The sequence below is a fragment of the Kurthia zopfii genome (assembly GCF_003143955.1).
Lineage (GTDB): Bacteria > Bacillota > Bacilli > Bacillales_A > Planococcaceae > Kurthia > Kurthia zopfii.
Map to the genome: position 1 here is coordinate 1 of NZ_QFVS01000035.1, position 25756 is coordinate 25756.

Here is a 25756-nt window from a genome sequence, read left to right on the forward strand (position 1 = left end):
TGGTAAGATGTTTATAGAGGCTCATAGTTTTCAATCCTTTCAATAGTTGTCGTTGTAAACACTATTTTACTAGGTTTGAATCTTTGAGTCTCTTTTTGTGTTGCACTTAAAGTGTATATTCAAGACATATAAAATAAACTCAAATTATAAAAGTAATAGCCCAGCAATTAAACCAAATACACCCACGTAAAATATTAATGAAAAAATATCTAATGGGTTTAGAAACATATAAATCATCATGATTCTATCTTTATTTGCTGGTGTATTTTTCAAAGCACGAATAAATGAAAATAATGTTGTACATATTATTACCAAACTTAAAACTATTACTAAAATCCTCATTGTTACTTTTCAATTCTCCTTTCTAAAAATATTTTTTTGAATTGCTATAAATAACGTCTTTCCAGCTTCTTTTACCGGGGGTTGTATTAAAATGATTAACAACTTTTTTTAATAAATTATATTGTCCATAAATTATATAATTAGCTATCTTTAATTCTTTTTTAGATAAGTATTTTTTCTTCTTAGCTATTTTCAAAAGACCTTTAACGTGTTTTATTCCTCTTGCTGACACTCCTATACCACCCAGTACCGCTCCACTTAAAGCACCAAAACTGACTTTTGCAATAGCATTAGATTTACTTCTCTTTTGAATTCCTAATCTAACTTCTACTTCATATTGTATATAAGATACAAAACCACCCAAAAGAGCACCTTTAGCCATCCACCATAAAAATGCCCATTCCCCATCTGGATCCACATTCATCACTGGATTCCCATTTGCATAGCTATAACCATTCTGCGACAGCGGTTCATCATCATCACCTGGGTGTGGGTCTAATGCTAGAAAAGCCCCGTTTGCTGGGTTATAGTAACGGGCTTGTAAATAATAGTTTTTCGTCTCTTCGTCATAATAATAACCTGCATAACGAATTGGATTTGCTTTGGCCAAGTCGCCTGTTGCAGTTAACTCATTTCCGTAGGCGTCATATGTGTAATTTGCTACTTCTTTATCTTCACTATCTCGAATACTTAATACGTCACCACGGTGGTTCGTAATGAATTGATACGCATTCGTTTCAAATGTACCTGATTCATTTTGCTTCTTGATAATCATACCAAGTGGTGTATAGCCACTCCATTCATATGAACGATATTCCGTAACAACATCCTTTACTTTCACAACTTCCATCTCTAATACTTCGTCGTTATAGAAGTATTCATGTGTTTTATCTCCAATTGTTTTCGTTAAACGTAAGCCGTTTTCATCGTATGTGTAAGATGCGATGGTTTGGTCGTCTAGCGTAGTTACCTTTGTTAAACGTTGTTGATCGCTATACGTATACTTATAGTGTTCGTCTTGCAATAAGTTACCATCTGCATCATACGTATAAGCTGTCTCATTTTTCGTCGTAATTTGGTTCGCATCATTATATGTGAAAGTCGCTTTCTCACCATTCACTTCGGATGCTGTACGATTCCCTACTGCGTCATAATCATACGTATTGATCGTACCATCTGGTAAAGTTTCTTTTGTTAATTGGTCATTGGCATCATATACAAAGCTGCTTACTTGACCATTTACATCGGCTTGTGCTGCTTGCTGGACGCAAGTTGGATGAGCCTTGCAACATGGACGTTGCGCTCTTGGCTCATCTTCAACATGCCATTTTTCGTATAGTCATATGCAATTTTAAATGGTTGTTGCGCTTTTGTTGTGTACGTCAGTGAACCAAGAAAATTCGCATCGTTCATTTGCGTCACTTGTTTCCATAAATCATCGTTCAATGTAAGTGTCGTTTTATTATTTGGTACATCGATCTCACTTTGGTAATCATGTGAAATTTGATCTGCACTGATTTGAATATGGTCAACATCATCGCTGTTTTCTTTAAATGTTGTCGCTTCTTTTACTGTAAAATCTTCTCCGTAAGCAGTTGTCACTGCATTGTTTCGTTCTTTCTCATCGTAACCATAATTTTGCTTAAATAAGCCTAGTGTATAGTTCGCAAGTAAGTTAGTTTCATCTGTGTAACCATATGCTTTAAATGGTTTTGTATCACGTAAAATAGACGTTGTATTGCCATTTTCATCATACCCATAAGCAATGGTTTCATCACCATTCTCTACTTGTGACAATTGTCCATCACTATTATACGTGTACGTTGTTGTAATACCAGATGGTAATGTAGACTTACTCATTTCACCATTTTTATCATACTCATACGTAAATTTCATCTTAGGCATCACAACAGCTGTTACTTGATCATTATCATTGTACGAATATGTTTTTTCACGATTTAATGCATCCGTTAACGTTGTTAAATTATTGTTTTTGTCATATTTATATGCTGTTTTATGTCCATTTCCATCTGTTACAGAAAGAATCGTTGAAAGATACATCGGATCATACGTATAGGATTTCGTGTGTCCATCGGCATCTGTTTCCTTCATTTTTTGTCCGTAAATAGAATAAGTGACAGAAGTCGTATTGCCTTTTTTATCAGTTGATGTCACTTGACGCTGCTCATCATCATAATCGATTTGTTCAAATGTACCATTGGCATACGTTGTTTTTGTGACACGTCCATAGGTATCATAAACATAGGTTGTTTCTTCGTCTTTAACTTTTGAACGAATAAGTGAAGGTCCATCATATGTGTAGGTTGTTTCTTCACCATTAGTATCTTTTGTCGAGAGTAATTGATTGCGACTATTATACGTATTCGTTACTGTGCCTTCTTTTGTGATAGATGTCAGAAGATTACCTTGTCCATCATACGTATTTTTTTCTGTTGAAGCATCTGGATTAATGACTTCTAACAGGTTGTATTGCGTATCATACGTGTAAAATGAGGTTGTGTTTTGTTCATCATCCCCAGGCGCATTTTCTTCTACAACGGCATACGTATTGTTCTTTTCATCACGTTTATAAATCATTTCGGCATCACTAGAATCAATAGCTTTATACTCATTGTTTTTTGCATCAAATTGATACGTATTCGTCACAGATAATTCTTCGTCTGTAGCTTGTTTATCAAAAATAATGAATTCATTTGCATTATATTTAAACGTTGTTTCATTTTTTTGACCATCTACATATTTCGTTAGTTGACCATTATTGTCGTAAGTGAATTTTTCAACAATCGTACGTGTTGATTTATCACTACCAATGACAGTTCTCCATCCTATAATTTATTCTATAACTCTTACGTAAAAAAATTAACAAAAAAGTCACATTTGTAATATATCAAATAGTTTTCAAATATACCACATTTTTGTTAAAATAATCTTTTTTATTTTAAAGAATGGGACTTACACAATCAATGTCGCAAATAGGAAATTGTCTAGATCATGCACTTATGGTTCATTACAACAATACAATAAAGCAATGGACACGAAAAAATGTGGCTGGGACATACGTGTAAAAACACGATTTCATATGAGCATAAGAAAAACCGGAATCGCGCTGTTGAGCGGTTCCGGTTTTTCGTTGCGAACACAAAAAGGAAAATGAGCTGTTTTGTCCCAGCCACATCTAGTCGTAGCCTAATAAACAGAATAGGGTTCAGTTCAAACACACCATTCTTCCTCAATTGATTCATATTATTTAGTGAAAATATATTTCTTTTCGACATGATCATGGAAATCGACTTCTAATTCAATATTCATATAATCTTCGTCAATTGGCAAAATCGATAAAATTTGTTTTTTCACATCTTCATCAGATGTTTTTTGGTCGAATGTTAGCTTTTTAAGTAACGGCTTCACTTCATTCAAAGCATCTGCCCCCACTACTTTCTTCTGCTCTCTTTCATCTTCAATCTCAGCTTCTTCACCATTCATCTCTAGCTCATATTCGATCGAATATTCACCTTTTGGATAATTCACTTCCAATGAGAAATCTCTAAATGGCGTTTCTTGCTTCAAGTTTGGATCATCTAAGACTGTTTGATCATCCGTTTCCTCAACTGAACTGTCTGTTGATTCATTCGTTGATTCATTTTGAGCTTTTTGCTCCGTACTTTGATCTTTCTCTTTCTTGTCATCGTCTGAGTTCCCGCAAGCTGCTAATGAAAGTGCTAAAACTGGAACTGCTACTAGAAGTAATTTCTTCATGTTGAACACAACCTTTCACTTTTCCATACCTTTTTTGAATAATTTAAAACACTATAATGAGAAAATATAATCCATTGTGTCATCTTGGAAATCTTGCACAGCAATGATGTCATCTGCAATTTCCTTCAGTCGACCAGGATGCTGATTTCTACCAACTAAAATAGCGACAAAGTAAAAATTTTGCTTCGCTTTGATCGCGTTAAAATAGGCTACTAATTCATCACTAATATGGCTTATACCATCTGTAATGAAAATAATATCCCCGCGTTTTTGTAGTTTCCTCATAAACTCGAGTGTATGAAGCAATGGACTTTCGAAATTCGTTCCACCGCCAATATAACTATCGGCTAGTTTCACAATATTTTCAGCAGTGTATTTTCCTTTATAAATCAATTGTATGCTATTTTCGTCAACCTGACCACTAAATGGTATAAATACAAAATCCCGCTTTTCTTGTTTGGCAATTGCCATTAATGACAGAATTAAACCTTTCCCCTGTGCATCAAGCTCACTCATACTACCACTCTCGTCATAGCAAACAATCATCGCACCTTTTTCAACCCGATTTCTCATTTTGTAATCATACATTTTTGCACGATTTTCAGAAAGTCGATACATGAAATCCAATACAGCTTCTGACGATTCGGATTTCAAATATTCTTCAGCTGTTAAACGTTCCATTTTACCACCTTGCACGACTTTACCTTTTAAAAAAGTTTTCGTCTTCTTATAATAACGACGTTTTTTCGCTGTTAATTTAAATTTCTTTGCCCATACAGCAATGCTTTGTAAATCATTATTGCCTTCCAATGCATCAGCAATATTCAACTGATCATGAAGCGGTGTTTTTTCAAGTAAGCGTGTTGAATTAGCCCCATCTTTCAATAATGAAGTAACATGATCCTCAGTTTCCAATATATTTTGAATGATATTTTCTAAACTCGATTCTTGTAAATCATCAGGATTTTTCATGTTCGCAATTGCATAACTAAAGCGAATTGCTGCTAATGTCGCAAGAAGCTTTTGACCGATTGTTTGCTTTCTAAAACGAGTAAAGATGTCACTCTTAAAAATGGGATGACTATTTTCGACTTCATACTCCGCATAGAGAAATAACCAAATGGCTTCCGTCATCGGTCGAATTAAAGGATGTTGATCATACAAAATAGAAAAGGCATGAAAATTATTTTCTATATCATAAAACTGCTGGCTTGTAATTGTCAATTACAACACTTCCTCTGCCAATAATTTATGGATTTTTGCAATTATTTCTGACATTCCCTTTTGTTCATCTTGCGTTTTGTTTAATTCATCAAATCGAGTATTTAGTTCCATTAATTCCAATAATAAGTCCGAACCAAAATTCGCTTGTTCTACATAATTTACACTGTCATTTCTTTGTTCTCTCATATATTTTCTCGCTTCAATTCGATTATATAATTTCGAAGTTTTTTCTAAAATTTGCTGTACTTCTGTTTTCGTATATTCTATTAGTATGTCTCTAACCGTTGATCTCTCATCCGCTTCATTCCAAAGACAATCTTCAATCGCGTGAAAATCAGTTGCGATCACTTCATGTCTCCTATTCAGAAAAGCACTCGCTTTTAAAATCACAAGGCAATGTTTTGTTCGTCGATCTGATACAACGATCCCTGAATCTTTCAGTTTAAAATGGATTTCCGCCATTTTCGTAATAATATGAAGTGGAATCTCAACATCTAAGACCAGCTTCTGAGCTTCACTTATTTCTTTTAGCGAGAGTTTTTCGACCTCTACTTTTGATGTATTTCCTATCAACATTTCAATTAATTTCTCAGGTGTTTTAATGGCTTCCACTTCGCGACGTATTAAAAATCGATCATATAATGCTGATAAATTATCTTCTTCAGGAAATTCATTACTCGCACCAATCAATGTAAATAATGGTGATTTTATTTGTTTTCCACCATTTTCAAACGTATGCTCATTCATGATTTTTAAAAGTCCATTCAATAAATCTGAAGTGGATTTAAATATTTCATCTAAAAATGCAAAGTGTGCAACAGGTAGCAGGTTTTCGACATTTCTTTCGATAATACCATCTTTCAAACGTTCAAACTTTGCCGAGCCGAAAAGCTCTTCTGGCTGTGTTGTCGGTGAAATTAATCGCGTAAATGTCTGAATATCACCTTCAAAACTGCGCATAAATTGATCAATTACACTTGATTTTGCTACGCCAGGATTTCCGATGAAAAGGACGTTTTTCTGCGCAAGAACACCTAATAAAATTGCGCGAATTTCTCCTTTTCGCTCAATATAATTCGCATTCATTTGCCCTTCAATTCTATGTATTTTCTCAACTACATTCATCTGTTTATTCAGCCTCTCTTAGTTTCATATATTCATTTAAAAGCATGAAATGATAGTCTTTCCAATCGATTTCATCTTGAATAAATTGCTCAATTTGCGTATAGGACATCATTTTTACCGCAACCATCGGTAAATAATGATCATCTGTCTTCCTTGTACTTTTTTCTTTAAAAGGAATCACTAGAAAATCTGCTTCGATTTTTCGCGGAATTTCTACAGCGGTTTGTTCGATCATTCTGCCAAATTTCTTGTCGATATACTGCACTTCTTCATACTGTGCATATTTTTGAATCGATTGGACTTTATATACCATAAATCGTTTTTGCGCATTGATTAACGGTAATACTTGCGGCGCGCAATTAACTGATGCAAATACATTCATCCGAAATGAAAAAGTTGTAGCTGTTTCACGCTTCAGCCCTAATCCTTTAAAAATGCGTTCATATGCAAAATCCGTGATTGCTGTTTTCGTTTTCCCTTTCGAAAGATCTCGAACTAGAAATTTAGATAGATTGCATACAAAACAAGGCATATCCTCGGTTTTGAACATCGTAGGAAATTGATATAACACATCATAGGATGGACAAATGTAAAAGGCGAATAAAGTACCTTCATTATTTATACCAATAACATCTGTTAATAAATCTACCTGTGAAATAGATAAATTAATTGCAGCAACTTCATTGAATAATTGAGAAATAGCCGATTTTATTGTATCAAAACTAATTTCTTTATTTTCAGTCATTTCTAAAATCGACTGACCTGTTTTTAATGGAAATTCCTTTAATAATAAATCAATATATTGGCAAAGTAAGTCGTACATCACACGGAAATCTTCAGCAGATAGCGACTGACCGAGATGACTTTTCAGATCTTGTAGCTGTTTGAATACCTTGGACTGTTCTGTGATTTGACGATTGATCATACTTGCAGAATAGAAACGACCTATTTTTTTGCGTAGTTTTTCCGTTATTCTAATTTCTAATTGATTACTCTGATTGATTAACTGTATGATTTGCTCATTATTTAATAATAGCTTCATGAGTGGTGGTTCGGTCTTAACAAGATTGACTTCATCAAGATGATTATTTACTGAACCAACAATTTGAAAGTTTGTCAAAATTACTCCCCTACCTTTATCTTCTACTTTACACTGTAACAGAACGCTTTTCTACTATCGTAAAAAAGAGGAGTGCGAAAAATCGCCTCCTCTTAAAAATTTGCTGATTGCGCCCATAAATAAATGAAATACAAAATTGCGGAACTGAGTAGAACTGCAATAGTTACACGTAATGGGGATATAGGTGCTTGACCGCCCACTTTTCCTGTTTGGCCATTCACCATGAATTGAAAAACCTTATCCTTATACTTAAATGATGAAATCCAAATTGGCAGCATCAAATACTTATAGGTGACATGGTCATGCGTCGTTGAAAAACGAACACTTGATACAATATCCGCGCCACATTCCCAACGAATTTTCGACTCAATCGCACTTTCAATTTGGTTATGCATATTATTACTCGCAAGATCGAATCCATCATCAAGTCCGATACTATAGCGCTCTGCAAGGAATCCCGATACATACTCTGGTTTATACGCTTTATTATCCGTTAAATAAAACGGTTCAATCTTTTGCATAATACTATAATCATAGCGCTTCGTCGCACTTACTAAAATATCATCGAAAAATTCTTGGTAATAACCTGATGTCGTATACCAATCCGTCTCCGTTCTCGTATTTCCTTCCGAATCACGCACGACACGGTTTTTGCCGTAACTCGCTGTGTAACTTGAGAAAGTATGCGAATCAAAAGTCCAATAAGGTAAGTATACCCCTGTGAATGAATCTGGTTTTGCGCTTTCCTTCGCAGCACGTGGAGTAAAAATTCGCCCTTTAATCCATCGTTGGAAGTTTTCACCTGCTTGTCGATCTGTAACTTCAAATGTACAAACGCCATTCGGAGCGAGTGTTTCCTGCGTTTCCGCTTCCATCACTTGATGCGATCCGCAATACGGACAAGTATCCGCGATTTGAAGTGCATCATACACCGTTTCTGCTGCACATTCACCACAGATGATAATTTTCTTCTCTGTACCCCAATCGAAATTGCGACGATTTTCTTCCGCTTCAAAATCCAACTCTTGTGCAACGCGATTTTCTTCTTCCTCGGCTTGTGGAATAATGGCTTCATAACCGCAATATGGGCAACTTAATGTCCCTGTTTTCGGATTAAACTCAACCGAAGCTCCGCAAGAAGGGCAATCTGCATCAAAATCTAATTTGGCTTGTTGAACTTCAGTTGTCATATTCAAGCCCTCCTAGTGTGTTGCGCTAGCGCCACATTCTGCACAAAACTTACCTGTATTTTCTTGCCCACATGTACAAGTCCAAGTTGATTTCTCTGGTTTTTTCGAACCACATTCCGCACAGAACTTGCCAATATTTTCTTGACCACATGAACAAGTCCAAAGTGAACGCTCAGGTTTTTTCTCGCCACATTCTGCACAGAACTTCCCTGTACTGTCATGACCATTTGAGCAAGTCCATGTATTTTCATTCGCAGATTGCTGTGCTTGGTTTGCGCGTTGCTCATTTGCCATTTGGTATAGTTGACCTGCGTTTGCGCCACCTGCATTTTGCGCCATATTCATGCCCATAAATGCACCCATTGAACCATTTTCATTTTCTGCTGCTTTTACCATCGCCTCTGCTTGCGCGCCAGTAAGTTGTGCAGCTGCCATTGAAGAATCACGCATAACCGCATTTTTCTGTAATGTTTTGATCATATTCTCATCTTCTTCAGATGCTTTCATTGAACTTACGCCAATCGAACCAATCGCAAGCCCTCGAGATTCCGTCCATTTCGCTGACAATACTGTGTTCAATGCGTCTGCTAATTCCATCGTATGTCCAGGAACTTCACTGTAACGTACACCAAGTGCTGAAATTTTCGCAAATGCTGGTTGTAATGCAGTCATTAATTCTGTTTTCAATTGACTATCGATTTCTTCACGATTGTATTCCGATTCAACATTTCCTACTACATTTGTATAAAATAGTAGTGGATCAATGATGCGATAAGAATACTCACCATGGCAACGGATTGAAATATCGACATCTAAACCGATATTACGGTCAACTACTCGGAATGGTATTGGAGCCGGTGTACCGTATTTATTTCCGACAATTTCCTTCGTATTAAAGAAATAGACACGTTGATCTTTCGCAGGTTCGCCACCAAAAGTGAAACGTTTGCCGATTTCTTTGAAAGTATCTTTTAAATTGCCCATTAAATCATCATCGTAGAAAATACTTGGTTCCGTCGACATATCGTAAACATATTCACCTTGTTCCGTACAAACATCGACAACTTTCCCTTGTTCGACAATCATCATACATTGACCTTCGTTTACTGCGATGATTGAACCGTTTGAAATAATATTGTCATTCCCTTTGTTTGAACCGCGTTTCGTCGTGCGTTTATGTCCTTTTACGACAAGAATATCCTTCGATAATCCTTCACAATAAATATACTCACGCCATTGATCTTCTAAAACGCCTTTCATAGCGCCAATTCCAGCTTTTAATAATCCCATTTTCATTCTCCTATCGCGATAGTTTTATGTAATTATTTAATTATACGATAATTATTGTAAAAAGTTTCATTTCAAAAAAAATAAGCTCGCTAAAATAGCGAACTTCCAAAACTAATCTAAAAATACTTCGATACAGTCAATATGATCGACATGTAAGTGATTTTCGTTATTTGCAGCGATTAAACTATTCGGTAATCGATGCCATTTTGGCGAAATACTTTCTAATAAATCCATCATTTGTTTTTCTGATGGCGAGCCTTCTAATTCTACTTCATATAAATCTTGAAAAGGTGCACATTTCTCTCTATTTAATGGCAATTTTATTTGATTACTAATCTTTAATAAATTTTGAAGGTGACTCATTGCTTCATTTTCAGTTGAAGCTTCTAAAAATACTCGAATAAACACGTTAAAAACTCCAATCTTTCTTCTTATTTTTTAAAACAGCATGTTCTATCATATCTCAAAATAAAAAAGCATGGAAGGGGTCAATTCCCCTAACATGCTAATCTTAAAATATCGACTTTTGTACTAGACGCTTTCGATAATGACTGCAATTCCTTGACCGCCACCGATACATAGGCTTGCCACTGCATATTTACCTTGTCTGCGCTTCAATTCGTAAGCTGCTGCAAGAAGGACGCGTGTGCCACTTGCGCCGACTGGATGCCCTAGAGCAATAGCGCCACCATTAACATTCGTCTTGTTGCGATCTAAGCCTAACTCTTTCTCCACCGCCAAATATTGCGCAGCGAACGCTTCATTAATTTCAAATAAATCAATATCTTCTAAAGTAAGATTCGCTTTTGCTAATGCTTTTTGAATGGCTGGTACAGGACCGATGCCCATTAGGCTAGGATCTACACCAACTGATGCCCAAGAAATGATTTTCGCAATCGGTTGAAGATTGTTTTCAGCAACCGCTGCAGTACCAGCAAGAATGACGGAAGCCGCACCATCATTAATACCAGATGAGTTAGCTGCCGTTACAGTACCATCGCTTTTGAAAGCTGGTTTTAACGCAGCAATTTTTTCAGCTGTTGTATCTGCTTTAATATGCTCATCGACTTCGACCGTTTGTACACCTTTTCTCGAATTGAAATGAACGGGTGCAATTTCTTCTACAAATAACCCTTTTACCTGTGCTTCAGCTGCTCGTTTATGAGAAAGTGATGCATATTCATCCTGTTCTTCACGCGTAATTTCGTATTTCTCAGCTAAATTTTCTGCTGTTACACCCATGCCAACCCCAGTGTATTGATCCGTCAAAGTCGCTTGTAGCATATCTTCATATTGAATGCCACCTAACATACGGTGTGAACTTCTTTCCGTAAAATTAGAATAAGGGGATTGTGACATATTTTCTGTACCACCAGCTAGAACAATTTTCGCATCTCCGAGTAAAATCTCCTGTGCGCCTGATATGACAGATTGTAAGCCAGAACCACATAATCGATTCAATGTTAATGCTGGCACTTCTTCTTCAAGTAATGATAATAGCGCGATATGACGAGCAGTGTATGCTGCATCCTTCCCTGTCGCAATAACATTCCCATAAAATACGGCATCAATTTGATCCGCATCAATTTTACTTTTTTCGATTGCTTTTGCAGCTGTTGCAACGCCTAGTTGAATCGCTGAAACTGACGCAAAAGATCCGCCGAATGATGTAAAGGCAGTTCGCGCCCCATCAATTAAAAATACTTCTGTCATATAAATCCTCCTTGTTTCTTCAAAGCATGCTTTAATACTTTGCCCGATGCATTTCTCGGTAGTTCGTCAATAAACTCTATATCATATGGTAACTTATATTTCGCCAATTGTGTCACGCAATAATCAAGTATTTGTTGTTCAGACAAAGTTTTGCCTTCTTTAACGCGCACATATGCTTTCGGCACTTCGCCATATACTGCGTGAGGAAGTCCAATCACTGCTGCTTCAAATATTTCAGGCATTTGGAATAGCACTTCTTCTATTTCAATCGGATAAATATTTTCCCCATTACGAATAATCATGTCTTTTTTGCGATCGACAATGTAAAGGTAGCCTTCATCATCCATTCTTCCTAAATCACCTGTGTATAGCCAACCATCTCGTAATGCAAATGCTGTTTCATCTGGATTATTTAAATACCCTTTCATCACTTGAGGGCCTTTGACGATAATCTCACCAACATAGCCATTTGGTAAAACGCCACCTTCTCCGTCCGAAATTTGCACTTCCGTATTCATAAGCGCCTTACCGACAGAGCCGATTTTCGTCAATGCATCTTCATCTAATAAGGAAGTCGCAGCAGGTGAATTCTCCGTTTGCCCATAGAAGTTCTGTACTTTGACCTTCGGGTAGGCATCTTTTAATCGCTTTACTAACTCATAAGGCATCGGTGCAGCACCGTAACCGAATAATCGTAAATTCGACACATCAAAATCATCTACTTCACTATTCAAAATGAGCGTATACATAGAAGGAACACCGAAGAAGAAAGTCGCTTCTGTTTCACTTAATTTTTGAATAATATTTTTAGGCGAAAAACTCGATTCAATTATGAATGTTGCCCCATTTAAAAAAGTTGGCACCATAAATACATGCGCTCCAGCACAATGGAAAAGCGGCGTACAAATAAAAAGTCGATCCTTCGAAGTTAATTCCATCGGCACCGACCAATTTCGAGCGGTTTCATAAATATTGCCATGTGTCAGCATAACTCCTTTTGATTTCCCTGTAGTTCCAGATGTATACATAACTACCGCTACATCATCTGCATGGATTTCTGGTTCACTATAATCCAATCCAGTAGTTGAAAGTTTTGCGAGTTCAGTCATTTTTAATTTCAATTGAAATGGGTGTTGAATAGGTTCGATTAATTGTTCTAAATGTTCATCGAAAATGATTGCTTTCGCATTTGAATTGTCAATAATATACGCAATTTCAGGTGTCGCCAATTTCGTATTAATCGGCATTGCAATGTAACCCGCCATTTGAATCGCAAAATAGACGATTGGAAACTGATCCGAGTTATCCATTAAAATCGCAATTATTTCATCTTTTTGAAAGGACTTACTTTGCAAATAACTCGCAATGGACTTTGCTTGTTCATAAAATTCTGCGTATGTCGTTTCATTACCTTCATAAACTAACATCGTTTGCTGCCCGATTTCAGTTGCATGATTTTTCAGTACATCTATCATCACCATATAAAATCACCCTTCCCATTCCAATTAAAAATGAATAGATATTCACTCTTTATGTAGAATATTCTAACAATTAATAGAATAAATGACAATGTATAGACACTTTTTTCGACAAAAATAAGAGAAATGAACTCTATTGTTTCAAAGTTCACTTCTCTTACAGTTCTCTATACTTTTTCGACAGTTAAAACTTCACGGAAAGCTTTCAGCGCAGCACCAATTGTCACTTTATGCCCTAATTCTTCTAACACCTCACCAATATGACAGATTGCCTGTTCCAACATTTGAGGTGTTGTACTGCCCATATGCCCTATTCTGAACGCTTTACCTGCTAAATGCGCTAATGCACCCGCAACAATAATGCCACGTTCAGCTAATTTCTCTCTAAATAATGCATCATCAATTCCTTCTGGATAAAGGATGCAACTTAATGTAGGTGATGCAACATCTTCTTTCGCAAGTGGATTCATTCCATACGCAATTAAAGCACGACGAATCGCCGTTCCGTAATTTTCATGGCGCTTAATTCTCGCTTCCATTCCTTCATTTAAAACAATTTTCATCGCACATTCATATGCATAAATTAAATTGACAGGTGGAGTCGCAAAATAAGCAGTAGGCGTATCCATCACTTTTCGCCAATTTTGAATATCCGCATAATATGCTGGCACTTCTGCTAACTGCTCTCTTGCCGCAATGGCTTCATCTGAAAAGGCAATAATCGCAAGACCTGGTGGCATACCGATCGCTTTTTGTGAGCCAGTTAATACGACATCAATTTTCGCATCATCTGCGCCATACCCTTTCGACAAATCTTCTTCTAATGCCGCAGTTGCGCAAACGCCATCTAAAATAAATAAGGCACCTGCTCTTTTCACGACTGGAATCAATTCAGCAATATTCGACTCTACGCCAGTAGAAGTATCGACATGAGTTACTGTAACTGCCTTATATGAATGTTGCTTCAGTTGATTGACAACTTCCTTCACATCTACTTGCTTGCCCCATTCCGCTTGGATGACGTCTACCTCAATGCCAAATGCCTTCGCTAACGGGATGAATCGATCTCCGAAAAAGCCATGACTAATGACTAATAATCTCTCTCCTTTTGAAACGGTATTAACGATTGCCATCTCCATTGCGAGTGTTCCAGATCCTGAGATTACATATGCCTCAGCATCTGTGTTGAAAAGTTCTTTCGTCATTTCAATTGCATTTTTATAAATTTTCGCGAATCTTGGGTCCGTATGTCCCATTGTTTCTCGCCCTAATGCATCATAAACTTCATCACTCACTGGTGTAGGGCCTGGAATTAATAAATACTCTTTATTTGCCATCGTCAATACCCTCTTTCTTTTTGTTATATAACACAAATATAAATGATTAAACTGTTATAATCAAGAGTTTTCCTAATTTTTTGAAAAATTATTTTTTTATTTCAAAATGAGGTTGAAAAAAGCTATACTAAAATGGGTGATAAAATGGACATTAAATTAGCAAAAGAGGAACAAATCGAAGTGATCATGCAAATTATTGAAGATGGTCGTAAAGCATTAAAAGAATTAGGCTTATATCAATGGCAAGAAGAATATCCTGCGCCGTCGGATATTTTAAATGATATTGCACTTCAGCAAAGTTATGTATTAATGGATGGGGACCAAATCGTTGGCACAACAGCTTTAGATCCAAAAGGAGAAGAAGTATATGATTCATTAGTTGACGGCGAATGGTCACTGGATGCGCCCTACTTAACGGTGCATCGAATGGCAATTTCAAGTTCCAATGCGAAAAAAGGGATCGGCACTTCATTTTTACAAGCAATCGAAGAAATTGCCGCAAAACAAAACATTCCGCAAATTCGTTTAGATACGCATGAAGATAATGTTGTCATGAAGCGTGTTGCTGAAAAGGCTGGCTACCGCTACTGTGGAAAAGTGACATACGGCGTCGGTTTTGATTGCGTCGCTTTCGAAAAAATATTATAACGAAAAAGTCTGCCCTACAAGCGTCAAATTGATGACTCTTCTAGGACAGACCTTTTTTGATTAGCGCACTATAATTAGTGGACTGTGATTTTGTGTTCATATACTTCTCCCGGATATTCAAGTCGTAATGACGTGATTAATGATTTTTTCAAATCTTGTGGAATATTAAAATGAATATTATTCATATGTGTTAATTGACCAAGATTATAAACTAAATCATGCATTGATTGAATCGTAATATTTCTTACTTCACGCGTCGTTTGCGTCACAAATTCTGCTACATACTCTAAATTTTCTTTCGTAATATTTACTGTTAACATCGAACCACTTCCTTAGTTAATTATTCTGGCTATTAGTGCCAGGAACTAAATAATAACATAATCGAGCATATTTTGTACAATAATTAGCATTTATAAATATTAAAAAGTGATGATAAATTGCTTTATCATCACTTTTAGAGATCAATTAAGATTTACCTGAAACGCCTGCATCTGCGAAAGTAGCCATATCATTCATCATATGACATGCCGCAGAAAATAATGGGTACGCAACCGCGGCTCCAGTACCTTCACCTAATCTAAATTCGAGATCAATTAGCGGTGTTAGTTGTAAATAGTTCAAAGCATATACATGCCCTGGTTCTACGGATTTATGCGTTGCAAATAAATAAGATTTCACACCTGAAACGATTTGTTCGGCTACACATGCTGAAACTGTTGAGATTAAGCCGTCCAATAAAATCGGAGTATGATGTTGCGCTGCAGCAATCATGCCACCCGCCATTGCTGCGATTTCCAGCCCACCAAGATGCGCTAATATTTGTTTGCCAACTAAAGGTTCTTTTAAATGAAATTCCAATGTATTTTCAATCACTTCAATTTTACGCAATAATTGCTCATCTGAAATGCCTGTACCATAGCCTGTAATATGCGTGACAGGTAAATTCGAAATTGCTGCGAAAAGTGTACTTGAAACTGTTGTATTACCAATGCCAACTTCACCAAAGCAAATAGAATCTGCTCCTGCTTCAATCATCATTTTCGTTTCCTCATAACCGACTTGTAATGCTTGTTCGACTTCTTTCAATGTCATTGCATTGCCTTTTGCATAGTTTTTCGTGCCGTGCATTACTTTTCGATCAACTGCGCCATCCATCGGTTGATCTGTATTCACACCGACATCTACTACTTTAAAATCTGCGCCAATATTATTCGCAAATGCATTAATTGCTGCACCGCCATTTGCCATATTCGCCACCATTTGGATCGTTACTTCTTGCGGAAATGCTGAAATTCCTTCTGCTGTAATGCCATGATCCGCCGCAAAAACGATAATTGCAGGTTTTTGTAGATTTGGCTTAGCATTTCTAGTAACACCTGCTAATTGAATCGCAAGTTCTTCAATTTTACCTAGACTGCCGACTGGCTTCGTCAACTGGTCTATATGCTGTTGCGCATTTACCATTGCTTGCTCATCTAAATGATCAATTTTGATATTCTCCAAACTAATCCCTCATTTTTTATATTTTGAGGAAAGCATCCTTATTTTTTCAGCGACATTTGTAGCTTCACAAATAGAAGTCGCTAATGCACCAATGGACACATCATCGCCTACACATACCGACTCCAAAGCGTGTTGTAGCATTTGACGATCATTTTGATCATTACCAAATGCGATATACTGCCCCTTTTTAATACCTAATTCATTTAATCCTTGAAATTTATGTACACCGACTGGGCTAATATCTAAAATCGCTTCATTATTATGTATATGAATGACACACTCTAATTGACTTATTGTATCAATAATCGACTGCTCATTTGTGAAAAGAACACATTTTACAATGCCGTCTAACTGTTCTTTCGGTAAATTCTCCGCTAATTCTAGTTGATCCAATTGGTTAAAAATAGGATGTTCCTCACTCCCATTATAACTATAATCCCAAGAACTATCTAATAAATATGGAATATTGTGATTATTTATGAGATCAAACAATGCATTTTGCGTATCTTCTGTAAAAGGTTGCAATCGAATCTCCTCGCCATTGAATAGAAACGCACCATTGCCACCAACCATCTGTAGTTGGTGATAATGCTTTGGTAATACTGGATATATATCTCGAATTGGACGGGCTGAAGCAATGACTACATCATGCCCATCCGCTTCAAGTTGTTGGAAAGCTGAAAGAATTTCTTCAGAAAGTGGCTTTCCTTTAAAGCAAACTGTACCATCTAAATCAAATACGAATTTCATTGGTTAAAATGAGCCTCCATCGTTTCTTTCATATCTCGAATTAATTCAATATTAATTGGTTTATGAAAACTATTATTAAATCTCACTGCTGAACCTACATGCAATTCCTTCGCACCTATATCTAAAAATTGCTGTGCATTTGCTGGAGTGACACCTGATCCGATTAATAATTCAAATGGATAATCTTCTGTCGCTCGTAATAATTTTTCAATTTGCTCAATTTGATCTGGTGCTTTCCCTGGGCCACCAGCAGTTAAAATGCGTGTGATTGGCTGATGTTTTGCAATTTGTTTCAGCGCTTCTAACTGATCTTCTGCTTCATCGAAAGCGCGATGGAATGTCACACCTAATCCTTCACAATGCGGTAGCATATCTTTTAAAATAATATGGTCGATTCGATTTTCGAATGTAAGTCCACCAAAAACGACACCTTTTGCGCCGAAAAGTTGGATGACACGTAGATCATCGAGCATTACTGAAAAATCTTCTTCCGTATAATGAAAGCTGTTACCATGCGGACGGAGCATGACGTATACCGGAATATCGACTGCGCCAATGACATTTTTAATCTTGCCTAAACTTGGCGTGACACCACCTTCGTCCATTGATACACATAGTTCTAAGCGATCTGCCCCTCCTGCCTCTGCTATTATTGCATCTTCTACTGTTGTAACGATCACTTCTAACATTGTATTCATCCTTTCATTAACGCGTTTAATCTGTTTTTAGCTTCTGTGTCCCCGTGTAAAATTGCTTTTTGATACCAATATTTCGCGCGTTTCACGTCTACTTCTGTTCCTATACCCGATTCATAGCAAAAACCGACATTGTATTCACCATATGGATCATTTTTTTCTGCTGCTTTTAAATACCAAGATAACGCTAATTCTCCGTCATTTTCAGCAAAAGCTGCATGTCCCATCTTATTAATCGCAAAAACATCACCTGCGATTGCTGATTTTTCAAACCATTCATTTGAAAGAGTTTCATCTTGTGCAACACCACGACCATTTTTATATAAATAACCTAATGTATACATCGATTCAGGTACGCCCGCATTGGCAGCTTTTTCGAACCAGTAGAAAGCCTTCGCATCATCTTGATCCACGACTTCCCCTCGTAAATACATATCACCAAAATTATTCATCGCATCCGGAAATTCCATGAGCGCAGCCTTTTTATAAGCTTCATATACAGCTTGAAGATCCTGCTCAACCAATTCCCCCATATAAATGAAATTGCCGATCCAATAATATGCCTCTGCAACATCGAATTCCGCACAAGTTTGATACCAATTATACGCTAAATCGTCATATTCTTGTAAACGATAATTCGTCGCTAAAGCAAGCATCGCCTCAACATTGCCTTCAACCGCTTCTTTATATTGCACAACTTGCTCTTCTTCGATCATAAATGGAAATTGACTGTCCTTCTCCAAAAATAAGTACTCTTCAAATACGGCTTGTACATCTGCCCAATAAAGTGCATCTGTTAAATCCGTCGTTTTGGATACAGCTTTTATTTGTTTGACGAGTAAATATGCAGGTGAATACTTTAAATCTGGGTTTTCCTCCATTTGATCCATTGCCATTTGGATTGATGGAATCTCATGTTTTTCATATAGTTCCGCCAAATCATTTAATCCTCTTTCGATTAATTGATTAATAATTGACATCTATACACCTCCTATTAACCATTAGTTGATTTTTATTACTTGTAATTAATTTATAATCGTTAGTCGTTTCAAAGTTTTCATATTATAATTTATGTAAAGGGGGTAATAACTTGTTAGATTTAGCTCATACATTGACATATTTGAGGAAGCAGCATCAATTGACTCAAAAGGATCTTGCTCAATTTTTAGACGTTTCCACTGCTGCCATTTCTAAGTGGGAAACAGGTCAAAGCTTTCCCGATATAACGACACTTCCGAAGCTTGCTTCCTATTTTAACATTTCAATCGACAAATTATTAGGGTATGAACCACAATTGTCGAAAGAAAATATTCAAGCCATTTATAAAAAACTATCTCAAGATTTCAAAACGGAGCCTTTTAATGACGTTATTTTGAAAATTGAAAAATTGGAGAAACAATACTATAGTTGCCATCCCCTACTCGTACAACTATCGGTTTTACTCTTAAATTATTTACATTTAGCACAGGATCGTTTTTCTGAAATCGCATTATTAATCGAAAAATTGACAGAACGTACACATTTAGAAAGCCAGGATCCGAAACTCGTACAATTAGCGATTTCTATCCATGCGCAAGTTGCAACGATTTTACAGCAGCCTGAAAAAGTTTTACAACTACTAGGTACTCAAGTTTCACCGTATGCTGGCAATGATATTATTTTAGCGAATGCATATTTAATGTTAGAAAACCGAGATGCTGCGGAAGAAACTTTCCAAATTTCTTTGTATCAAGGGGTTATAAGCAATATGTCCGTCTTTTCGAACTATATGCAAGTGCAAGAACAATCGCTGTTTGAGGAAAGTGTGCTACGCGGCGAGGAGATGATTCGCATATTTGATTTGAAAAACCTTCATTTTAGTTGTTGCTTAAACTTTTATTTATCCGCTGCTCAAAGATATAGCCAGTTGGACCAACAAGATGCGTGTTTACGAATGCTGACAAACTATGTCGAAACGGTCATCAATATTCCGAAACCAATGGAGTTACACGGGGACGATTTTTTCACAAAAATTGATCAGTGGATCCAACGAGAACTCGACTTAGGCCCTTCTATCCCGTCAGATGAGGATACGATTCGACAAAAAATGATCGCAGGCATCTCCGAAAATCCTTATTTCGAAAAATATCGCGAACATCCGACATTGCTAGCGCTCATCGATTCTATTTCAAAGGAGGCGAATTAATATGGAAGATTTACAACAACTTTTACCGATTATTATCCCGATTTTTCTAATTCAAGTTATTTTAGCAATTACCGCACTTGTTCATGTATTAAAACATCCAAATTACAAATTCGGCAATAAAATCATGTGGATCATCATCGTTCTTTTCATTCAAATGATCGGGCCAATTATCTACTTTTTATTTGGGCGAGGTGAGGAAGAATGAGTATTGTCGACATTCAACATATCAGTAAATCTTTCGGTAGTAAGCAAGTTTTGAATGATGTATCCATCAAAATTGAAGAAGGCAGGATTTTTGGCTTAATTGGTCAAAATGGTGCAGGTAAAACAACTTTAATGAAAATCATACTTGGATTATTGAAAAAGGATGCGGGTGATATTACTTTAGTTGGAGAAAAGGTGCAGTTCGGCCAAACCGTGACCAATCAAGCAATCGGCTATTTGCCTGATGTTCCTTCCTTCTATCCATACTATACAGCGTATGAATATTTACTACTTTGCGGTGAAATTACTGGGCTTTCTAAAAAAGAACGTGAACTTCGAGCGAAGGAAACTTTGACACAAGTTGGTTTAGAAAAAAACAATAAAAAAATCGCCTCTTTTTCACGTGGAATGAAGCAGCGACTGGGCATTGCGCAAGCACTTATTCATAAACCTAAAATCTTAATTTGCGATGAACCAACTTCTGCTTTAGATCCTAATGGTAGACGCGATATTTTGAAAATTTTACAACAGATTAAACATGAAACAACAGTCATTTTCTCTACGCATTTATTGAATGATGCTGAAAATATTTGTGATGATCTCGCAATTTTACACAATGGCTCTTTCGTCATTTCGGGGGATGTACAACATCTACTCAACGAGCGTCGAAAATCCACTTTATTCATTGAAGCACCCGTTCAAACACTTGAAAAATTGAAAGAAGCTTTCCCAGAGGCGACGGACAAAAATCATGGCATCGCCCTACATTCAGCTTCAATTGAAAAAACACAATCAACTCTTTTCCAATATTGTCTCGAACATCAGCTTGTTATTCATTCCATGTCGGTTGAGAAAACAACTCTCGATGACCTATTTATGGAGGTGACTGCGAAATGACGCAATTTTGGGCAATGTTTAAAAAAGAAAACATTTCATTTCTTCGCACATATAAATTACTTATTTTCTGCTCAGTTTTTTTACTTCTCGCTTTCTTAAGTCCACTTAGTGCAAAATTCATGCCTGAAATATTAAGTAATTTCTTACCGAAAGAGGTAGCGGATTCATTTCCAGAGCCAACCGCCTTCAGTTCATGGGAGCAGTTTTTCAAAAACTTCTCGCAAATTGGCTTATTCATTGTCGTCTTATTATTTGCCCCTATCCTCTCCGCTGAAAGACAGAATGGCACTTTGATCATTTTATTTTCAAAAGGATTATCAAGATCAGCAGTCGTCATGAGTAAATGGCTCTTCGCCGCTTTCATGTGGACGATTGGCTATGTCATTTCTTTCGCAATTGTCTACTTCTATACGGAGTTTTATTGGCCAGCAAATGATGTGACACAATTATTTTTAGCAATCTTTACATTATGGCTATTTGGCCTATTCTTAATTTCCGTTATTATTTTCGCCAATGTATTATTTAGAAGCTACTTCTCAACTTTATTATTTACTTTAGGCATCATTATTCTGCTATTCATCGTTGCGATTTTCCCGAAATTAGAGAAAATCTCCATTTTAAGATTAGCAACAGAAAATAACGCCATTCTTCAAAACCTTTTCACATGGCAGGACTATACCGTATTAATGAGTGTGACATCCGGTCTTTCCATCATTTTAGTGCTATTGGCAGTCATTATTTTTAACAAAAAAACCGTATAATTCAGCAAACGGAGTCGATTTTTATTACGATTCCGTTTTATTTGTTATTTACTTACAAAATAAACATCTGTAACATAATTAGTGTAGTTTTACTAAAAAATAAGTTATTTAGGAGGATTCATTTTGAAAAAATTATTATTTGCACTATTATGTTCATTCGCACTACTTTTCAGCCTTTCTTCAACCGCAGATGCTAAAACAATTCTAGCGAAAAAAGCATCTGATTATACTTTTAACGAGAAGATCTACAAAAAAGCTTATGTAAATAGCTTTGGAAAGTACTCATTGTGTGGCAAGAAGAAATCTGTATTAATTTACGGTGGAGATCCATTCTCAGATGCTTTACATTGTAATAAAAAATACTACTATTATTCGACAAGTGATAATAGTTTAAGATTTGGTCTTTACGGTACAGATTTCACTATAGCTGGTTTTCCTTTCCCATTAGCAAAAGGTAAATCTAGAATACAAAACTATTCTTATAGTGAATCACTAGCAGGTAAAACACATATTTATATTACAGCTACAAAATTGAAGAAATACAAAACAAAAGCAGGTACTTTCAAAAATGTGTTGAAAATCAAACAAAGTAATTCATACTATTATTTAGCGAAAAATCGCGGCATCATCAAACACACTACTTTAAAAGGCAAAACTTTTTTTGAAATTACAAAGTTCGTAAAAAAATAATCTAATTAATGAAAAGGAGTCGCATCGGTAGGTAGCGACTCTTTTTTGTGTTTTTAGATGGTAGATCCTCAATTCGAAATTAATTCTTCTATACATGAATCGCAAACAATAAATGATTTAGGGTTTTTATTTTTCAACATCACTAATCCTGCACTTTGTAATTCATTCATTGACTTTTCAATTTTATATCTAGAGATCGTTGATAATTGAATTAAATCTTGGAATTTAAAATTCATCTTTTCATCTACAAAGACATTAATTGCAACTTGAATATACAACATATTTTTAGCTTCTTCTGATAGTTTTCGATTATTCTCTATATTCTTTTTAATTTTTTCAAGTTTCAATAGATTAATCTCTAAATCATCGATGATTCCTGCTTGACCAGTAGCCAATAGTTTTAACATTTCAATCAAATAATACGTCATTTCTCCCTTGTTTGTAGGGTTCGGAATCTCTTCTAAAAATTTATAATACACGCTTTTATTTTTATTTATTGTATAAGAAAATGTAATTGCGGAATATTTTTCTAAATATCTCTCTAAGTAACTTCCGACTAATAATCTGCCCGTTCGCCCATTACCATCATAGAAAGGATGGATGTATTCGTAAAAATAATGTGCCACTAAGTATTTGTACAGTTCTGGTTGCTCTTTTGCTTCTAGAAATGTGATTAGTTTATTGAGTTCTAATGCGATTTCCTCTTCCCCAATCACCCCAATAAGTGTTGTAGTATTACCATCATTGATTTCTACATATTCTTTTCTAAAAAGTTTTCCATCAGGCTGTTGATCTGAATTGATTTCCTCCGCTACTAAATCATCATACAATTCTCTGAAATCCTCTAATTTTTCAAACGGATATATTTGTTCAATATGTAAATATGTTTTCATTAATCCGATGAATTTTTTGTTTTTTGGTTCCGACTTTTCTAATTCTTTCAGTGCCTCACCTAACTCTTTTTTAGTACTTTTTACACCTTCGATTTCATTATTACTTTGTGCTTCGTTAATAATTAATTTATGAAAATAAGGTTTTACGACAAAATCAGGTAGAATGTGAACTAAAGATTTGATTTTAGAACTATTCAGCAATATTTCATTATTTAAATTCATTAAACTTGGAGTATTCACATAAAATAGTTCAGTTTCTTCATTCGTTACTTTGCCTTTTCTAAATCCTTTAATCGTTAGATTCGTTTTATATGAGCCATAGCCAGTTATTCTTTTCTCATATTCTGCATTATAATCATGGGTATTCAACTTGTAAAAAAGTTTGGATAATTTATCATACATGTTCTGAACCTCCATTTAATATTAAAAAAACAATGTTTTTTAAAAGTATAATTACACTATATCCTTTTTCAATGAAAAATACTCCATTTTTTTGAAGTGTGTTATTCATAATTCTCTTCAAAATAAAAAACCTGTAAGAACCACAAAATGTGATCCTTACAGGTTTTTTTCATTTAAACTGTTTCATAAATTCTCGCATAAGTCCTGGTAAGTCTGGCCATGCGTGACCTGAAACTAAGTTGCCGTCTGTATGAAGTGGTTCGGCAATATACTTCCCACCCGCTGCTTGAACATCTGGTTTACACGCAATATAGGCTGTCAGTTCTCTGCCTTTCAACACTTCAGGAATGACCGTAAATATTTGTGCAGCATGACAAACGGCAGCTAAAGGCTTATTTTCCTCAAAGAAATGTTTCACGATATTCGGTAAATGTTCATCTAAACGAATGTATTCCGGCGATCTTCCACCTGGAATAATTAAACCATCGAAATCAGCTGGATTAACCTCTTTAAATGCCGCAGTTGCTGCTAATCCATATCCTGGTTTCTCCGTATAAGTGTCCATCCCATCAATAAAATCATGAACAACGGTTTGAATCGTTTTCGCAGAAGGTGCAGCAATTGTGACATCAAAACCTTCCTCTAAACAACGGTAATACGGGTAATAAATTTCTAGCGCTTCTACAGCGTCGCCTGCTACGATTAAAATTTTCTTCGACATGCAATCATCTCCTCAAATATAATAGCTCTACACTTGTTATGTACCACTGTTTGTTAAATAAAAACGTTAAATCCTTGTTAATTTCACAAATCTTTACTATAATAGGCTTCGAGGCTATTTATACACTTCCTTCTACATCAAACATTTGAGTTTAAAATTTAGTGTATATGCTTTCCTCAATTTTTTAGAAACCACAATTATGTGGTTTTTTTATTTTAAAGGAGAATTTTGTTATGAAAAAAATCGTCGCGCTCTTATTTACAACTTTTTTAGCATTTGCATTCATTTTCACATCAGCAATTTCAGCAGACGCAAAAACTTTAGCTTCAAGTGCAAAAGCATATGAACTAAATCCGAAAATCTACAAAAAAATATACATTAAAAACAGTAGTAATTATGGCATTTGTGATCGTAAAAGTAGTTCATTAACGTTTAAAAAATCGCGCGCGCCATACAATTGGGAATGTGCATCTAATAAAGTTCGCTACGGCTTCACTCATTACAGCAAAAATACATTAGCATTCACATTAGATGGTTCTGATTATGCACCGATCAATATTAAATTCCCCATCAAAAGCGGCAATGGCAAGGTTTATAACCCGTACTATCAATTAGGTGGCCCAAAATACTATAAAACGAATGCTCAACTTTTAAAGAAATATAAAACAAAAGCTGGCACATTCAAAAATGTCATCAAATATAAAGAACGTGGCTATACGCATTATCTTTCGAAAAATCGTGGTGCTTTAAAGATTACCGATCCAAAAGGTCGTACATTCTTTGAAATTACGAAATTCGTAAAAAAATAAAT

The 25756-nt window shown here is 35.8% G+C and carries 25 protein-coding genes and 1 pseudogene; 7 read left to right on the forward strand and 19 right to left on the reverse strand.

The window, feature by feature from the left end; genetic code table 11:
* Nucleotides 1–364 precede the first annotated feature (364 nt).
* The 12 genes and pseudogenes from DF281_RS11535 to DF281_RS11595 all read right to left on the reverse strand — a co-directional run.
* Nucleotides 365–1558: pseudogene (locus DF281_RS11535) on the reverse strand (RHS repeat domain-containing protein); the annotation flags it as partial.
* Nucleotides 1559–1581: 23 nt separating this feature from the next.
* On the reverse strand, nucleotides 1582–3009 hold the full coding sequence (locus DF281_RS11540) for an RHS repeat domain-containing protein (RefSeq protein WP_109350414.1): 1428 nt from the start codon (nucleotides 3007–3009) through the stop codon (nucleotides 1582–1584).
* A 597-nt stretch (nucleotides 3010–3606) separates the two neighbouring features.
* Complete coding sequence (locus DF281_RS11550) at nucleotides 3607–4119, reverse strand: YusW family protein (RefSeq protein WP_109350415.1); 513 nt, start codon at nucleotides 4117–4119, stop codon at nucleotides 3607–3609.
* A 51-nt stretch (nucleotides 4120–4170) separates the two neighbouring features.
* The gene (locus DF281_RS11555) at nucleotides 4171–5343 is read right to left on the reverse strand and encodes a vWA domain-containing protein (protein WP_109350416.1); all 1173 of its coding nucleotides are present in this window, start codon (nucleotides 5341–5343) and stop codon (nucleotides 4171–4173) included.
* Nucleotides 5344–6468: an AAA family ATPase gene (locus DF281_RS11560; RefSeq protein WP_109350417.1), complete on the reverse strand. Its 1125-nt coding sequence runs from the start codon at nucleotides 6466–6468 to the stop codon at nucleotides 5344–5346.
* Between the two features lie 4 nt (nucleotides 6469–6472).
* On the reverse strand, nucleotides 6473–7588 hold the full coding sequence (locus DF281_RS11565) for a hypothetical protein (protein ID WP_109350418.1): 1116 nt from the start codon (nucleotides 7586–7588) through the stop codon (nucleotides 6473–6475).
* Nucleotides 7589–7680: 92 nt separating this feature from the next.
* The gene (locus tag DF281_RS11570; RefSeq protein WP_109350419.1) at nucleotides 7681–8778 is read right to left on the reverse strand and encodes a TFIIB-type zinc ribbon-containing protein; all 1098 of its coding nucleotides are present in this window, start codon (nucleotides 8776–8778) and stop codon (nucleotides 7681–7683) included.
* Nucleotides 8779–8790: 12 nt separating this feature from the next.
* The gene (locus DF281_RS11575) at nucleotides 8791–10068 is read right to left on the reverse strand and encodes an SPFH domain-containing protein (RefSeq protein ID WP_109350420.1); all 1278 of its coding nucleotides are present in this window, start codon (nucleotides 10066–10068) and stop codon (nucleotides 8791–8793) included.
* A 111-nt stretch (nucleotides 10069–10179) separates the two neighbouring features.
* Entirely contained in the window at nucleotides 10180–10476 is a 297-nt protein-coding gene (locus tag DF281_RS11580; RefSeq protein ID WP_109350421.1) for a hypothetical protein, read from the reverse strand.
* A gap of 123 nt (nucleotides 10477–10599) precedes the next feature.
* Entirely contained in the window at nucleotides 10600–11781 is a 1182-nt protein-coding gene (locus tag DF281_RS11585) for a thiolase family protein (RefSeq protein ID WP_109350422.1), read from the reverse strand.
* The gene (locus DF281_RS11590; RefSeq protein WP_109350423.1) at nucleotides 11778–13262 is read right to left on the reverse strand and encodes a class I adenylate-forming enzyme family protein; all 1485 of its coding nucleotides are present in this window, start codon (nucleotides 13260–13262) and stop codon (nucleotides 11778–11780) included. The genes DF281_RS11585 and DF281_RS11590 overlap by 4 nt, the downstream gene beginning before the upstream one ends.
* 164 nt (nucleotides 13263–13426) lie before the next feature.
* Entirely contained in the window at nucleotides 13427–14596 is a 1170-nt protein-coding gene (locus DF281_RS11595; protein WP_109350424.1) for a pyridoxal-phosphate-dependent aminotransferase family protein, read from the reverse strand.
* 144 nt (nucleotides 14597–14740) lie between these two features.
* On the opposite strand from DF281_RS11595, the gene DF281_RS11600 reads away from it, so the two are divergent.
* The gene (locus DF281_RS11600; RefSeq protein WP_166636130.1) at nucleotides 14741–15244 is read left to right on the forward strand and encodes a GNAT family N-acetyltransferase; all 504 of its coding nucleotides are present in this window, start codon (nucleotides 14741–14743) and stop codon (nucleotides 15242–15244) included.
* A 74-nt stretch (nucleotides 15245–15318) separates the two neighbouring features.
* Here the strand turns inward: DF281_RS11600 and DF281_RS11605 are convergent, their stop codons facing one another.
* The 5 genes from DF281_RS11605 to DF281_RS11625 form a co-directional block, all read right to left on the reverse strand.
* Nucleotides 15319–15564, reverse strand: a complete 246-nt coding sequence (locus tag DF281_RS11605) for a hypothetical protein (protein WP_109350426.1) — start codon at nucleotides 15562–15564, stop codon at nucleotides 15319–15321.
* 145 nt (nucleotides 15565–15709) lie between these two features.
* Complete coding sequence (gene cobT, locus DF281_RS11610) at nucleotides 15710–16747, reverse strand: nicotinate-nucleotide--dimethylbenzimidazole phosphoribosyltransferase (protein ID WP_256595754.1); 1038 nt, start codon at nucleotides 16745–16747, stop codon at nucleotides 15710–15712.
* 9 nt (nucleotides 16748–16756) lie between these two features.
* Nucleotides 16757–17497: an HAD-IIB family hydrolase gene (locus DF281_RS11615; RefSeq protein ID WP_109350427.1), complete on the reverse strand. Its 741-nt coding sequence runs from the start codon at nucleotides 17495–17497 to the stop codon at nucleotides 16757–16759.
* Nucleotides 17494–18186 carry a copper homeostasis protein CutC gene (locus DF281_RS11620; protein WP_166636131.1) on the reverse strand — a complete coding sequence of 231 codons (693 nt, stop codon included), beginning with the start codon at nucleotides 18184–18186 and terminating at the stop codon, nucleotides 17494–17496. Before DF281_RS11620 ends, DF281_RS11615 begins: the two co-directional genes overlap by 4 nt.
* Before the next feature lie 5 nt (nucleotides 18187–18191).
* Complete coding sequence (locus DF281_RS11625; RefSeq protein ID WP_109350429.1) at nucleotides 18192–19172, reverse strand: tetratricopeptide repeat protein; 981 nt, start codon at nucleotides 19170–19172, stop codon at nucleotides 18192–18194.
* Between the two features lie 110 nt (nucleotides 19173–19282).
* On the opposite strand from DF281_RS11625, the gene DF281_RS11630 reads away from it, so the two are divergent.
* From DF281_RS11630 to DF281_RS11650, 5 genes are all read left to right on the forward strand, one after another.
* Nucleotides 19283–20377 (forward strand): helix-turn-helix domain-containing protein, encoded by a 1095-nt coding sequence (locus DF281_RS11630; RefSeq protein WP_109350430.1) that lies wholly within the window; start codon nucleotides 19283–19285, stop codon nucleotides 20375–20377.
* Nucleotide 20378: 1 nt separating this feature from the next.
* Complete coding sequence (locus DF281_RS11635) at nucleotides 20379–20582, forward strand: PLD nuclease N-terminal domain-containing protein (protein WP_109350431.1); 204 nt, start codon at nucleotides 20379–20381, stop codon at nucleotides 20580–20582.
* Nucleotides 20579–21478: an ABC transporter ATP-binding protein gene (locus DF281_RS11640; protein ID WP_109350432.1), complete on the forward strand. Its 900-nt coding sequence runs from the start codon at nucleotides 20579–20581 to the stop codon at nucleotides 21476–21478. Before DF281_RS11635 ends, DF281_RS11640 begins: the two co-directional genes overlap by 4 nt.
* Complete coding sequence (locus tag DF281_RS11645) at nucleotides 21475–22239, forward strand: ABC transporter permease (protein WP_109350433.1); 765 nt, start codon at nucleotides 21475–21477, stop codon at nucleotides 22237–22239. The genes DF281_RS11640 and DF281_RS11645 overlap by 4 nt, the downstream gene beginning before the upstream one ends.
* A gap of 123 nt (nucleotides 22240–22362) precedes the next feature.
* Entirely contained in the window at nucleotides 22363–22929 is a 567-nt protein-coding gene (locus DF281_RS11650; RefSeq protein ID WP_109350434.1) for a hypothetical protein, read from the forward strand.
* A 68-nt stretch (nucleotides 22930–22997) separates the two neighbouring features.
* On the opposite strand, the gene DF281_RS11655 is transcribed toward DF281_RS11650, so the two are convergent.
* Nucleotides 22998–24224, reverse strand: a complete 1227-nt coding sequence (locus DF281_RS11655; protein ID WP_109350435.1) for a Fic family protein — start codon at nucleotides 24222–24224, stop codon at nucleotides 22998–23000.
* A 169-nt stretch (nucleotides 24225–24393) separates the two neighbouring features.
* The gene (locus DF281_RS11660) at nucleotides 24394–24945 is read right to left on the reverse strand and encodes a DJ-1/PfpI family protein (RefSeq protein ID WP_109350436.1); all 552 of its coding nucleotides are present in this window, start codon (nucleotides 24943–24945) and stop codon (nucleotides 24394–24396) included.
* A gap of 233 nt (nucleotides 24946–25178) precedes the next feature.
* Between DF281_RS11660 and DF281_RS11665 the strand changes: the two genes are divergently transcribed.
* On the forward strand, nucleotides 25179–25754 hold the full coding sequence (locus DF281_RS11665; RefSeq protein WP_109350437.1) for a hypothetical protein: 576 nt from the start codon (nucleotides 25179–25181) through the stop codon (nucleotides 25752–25754).
* The last annotated feature ends 2 nt before the right edge of the window (nucleotides 25755–25756 follow it).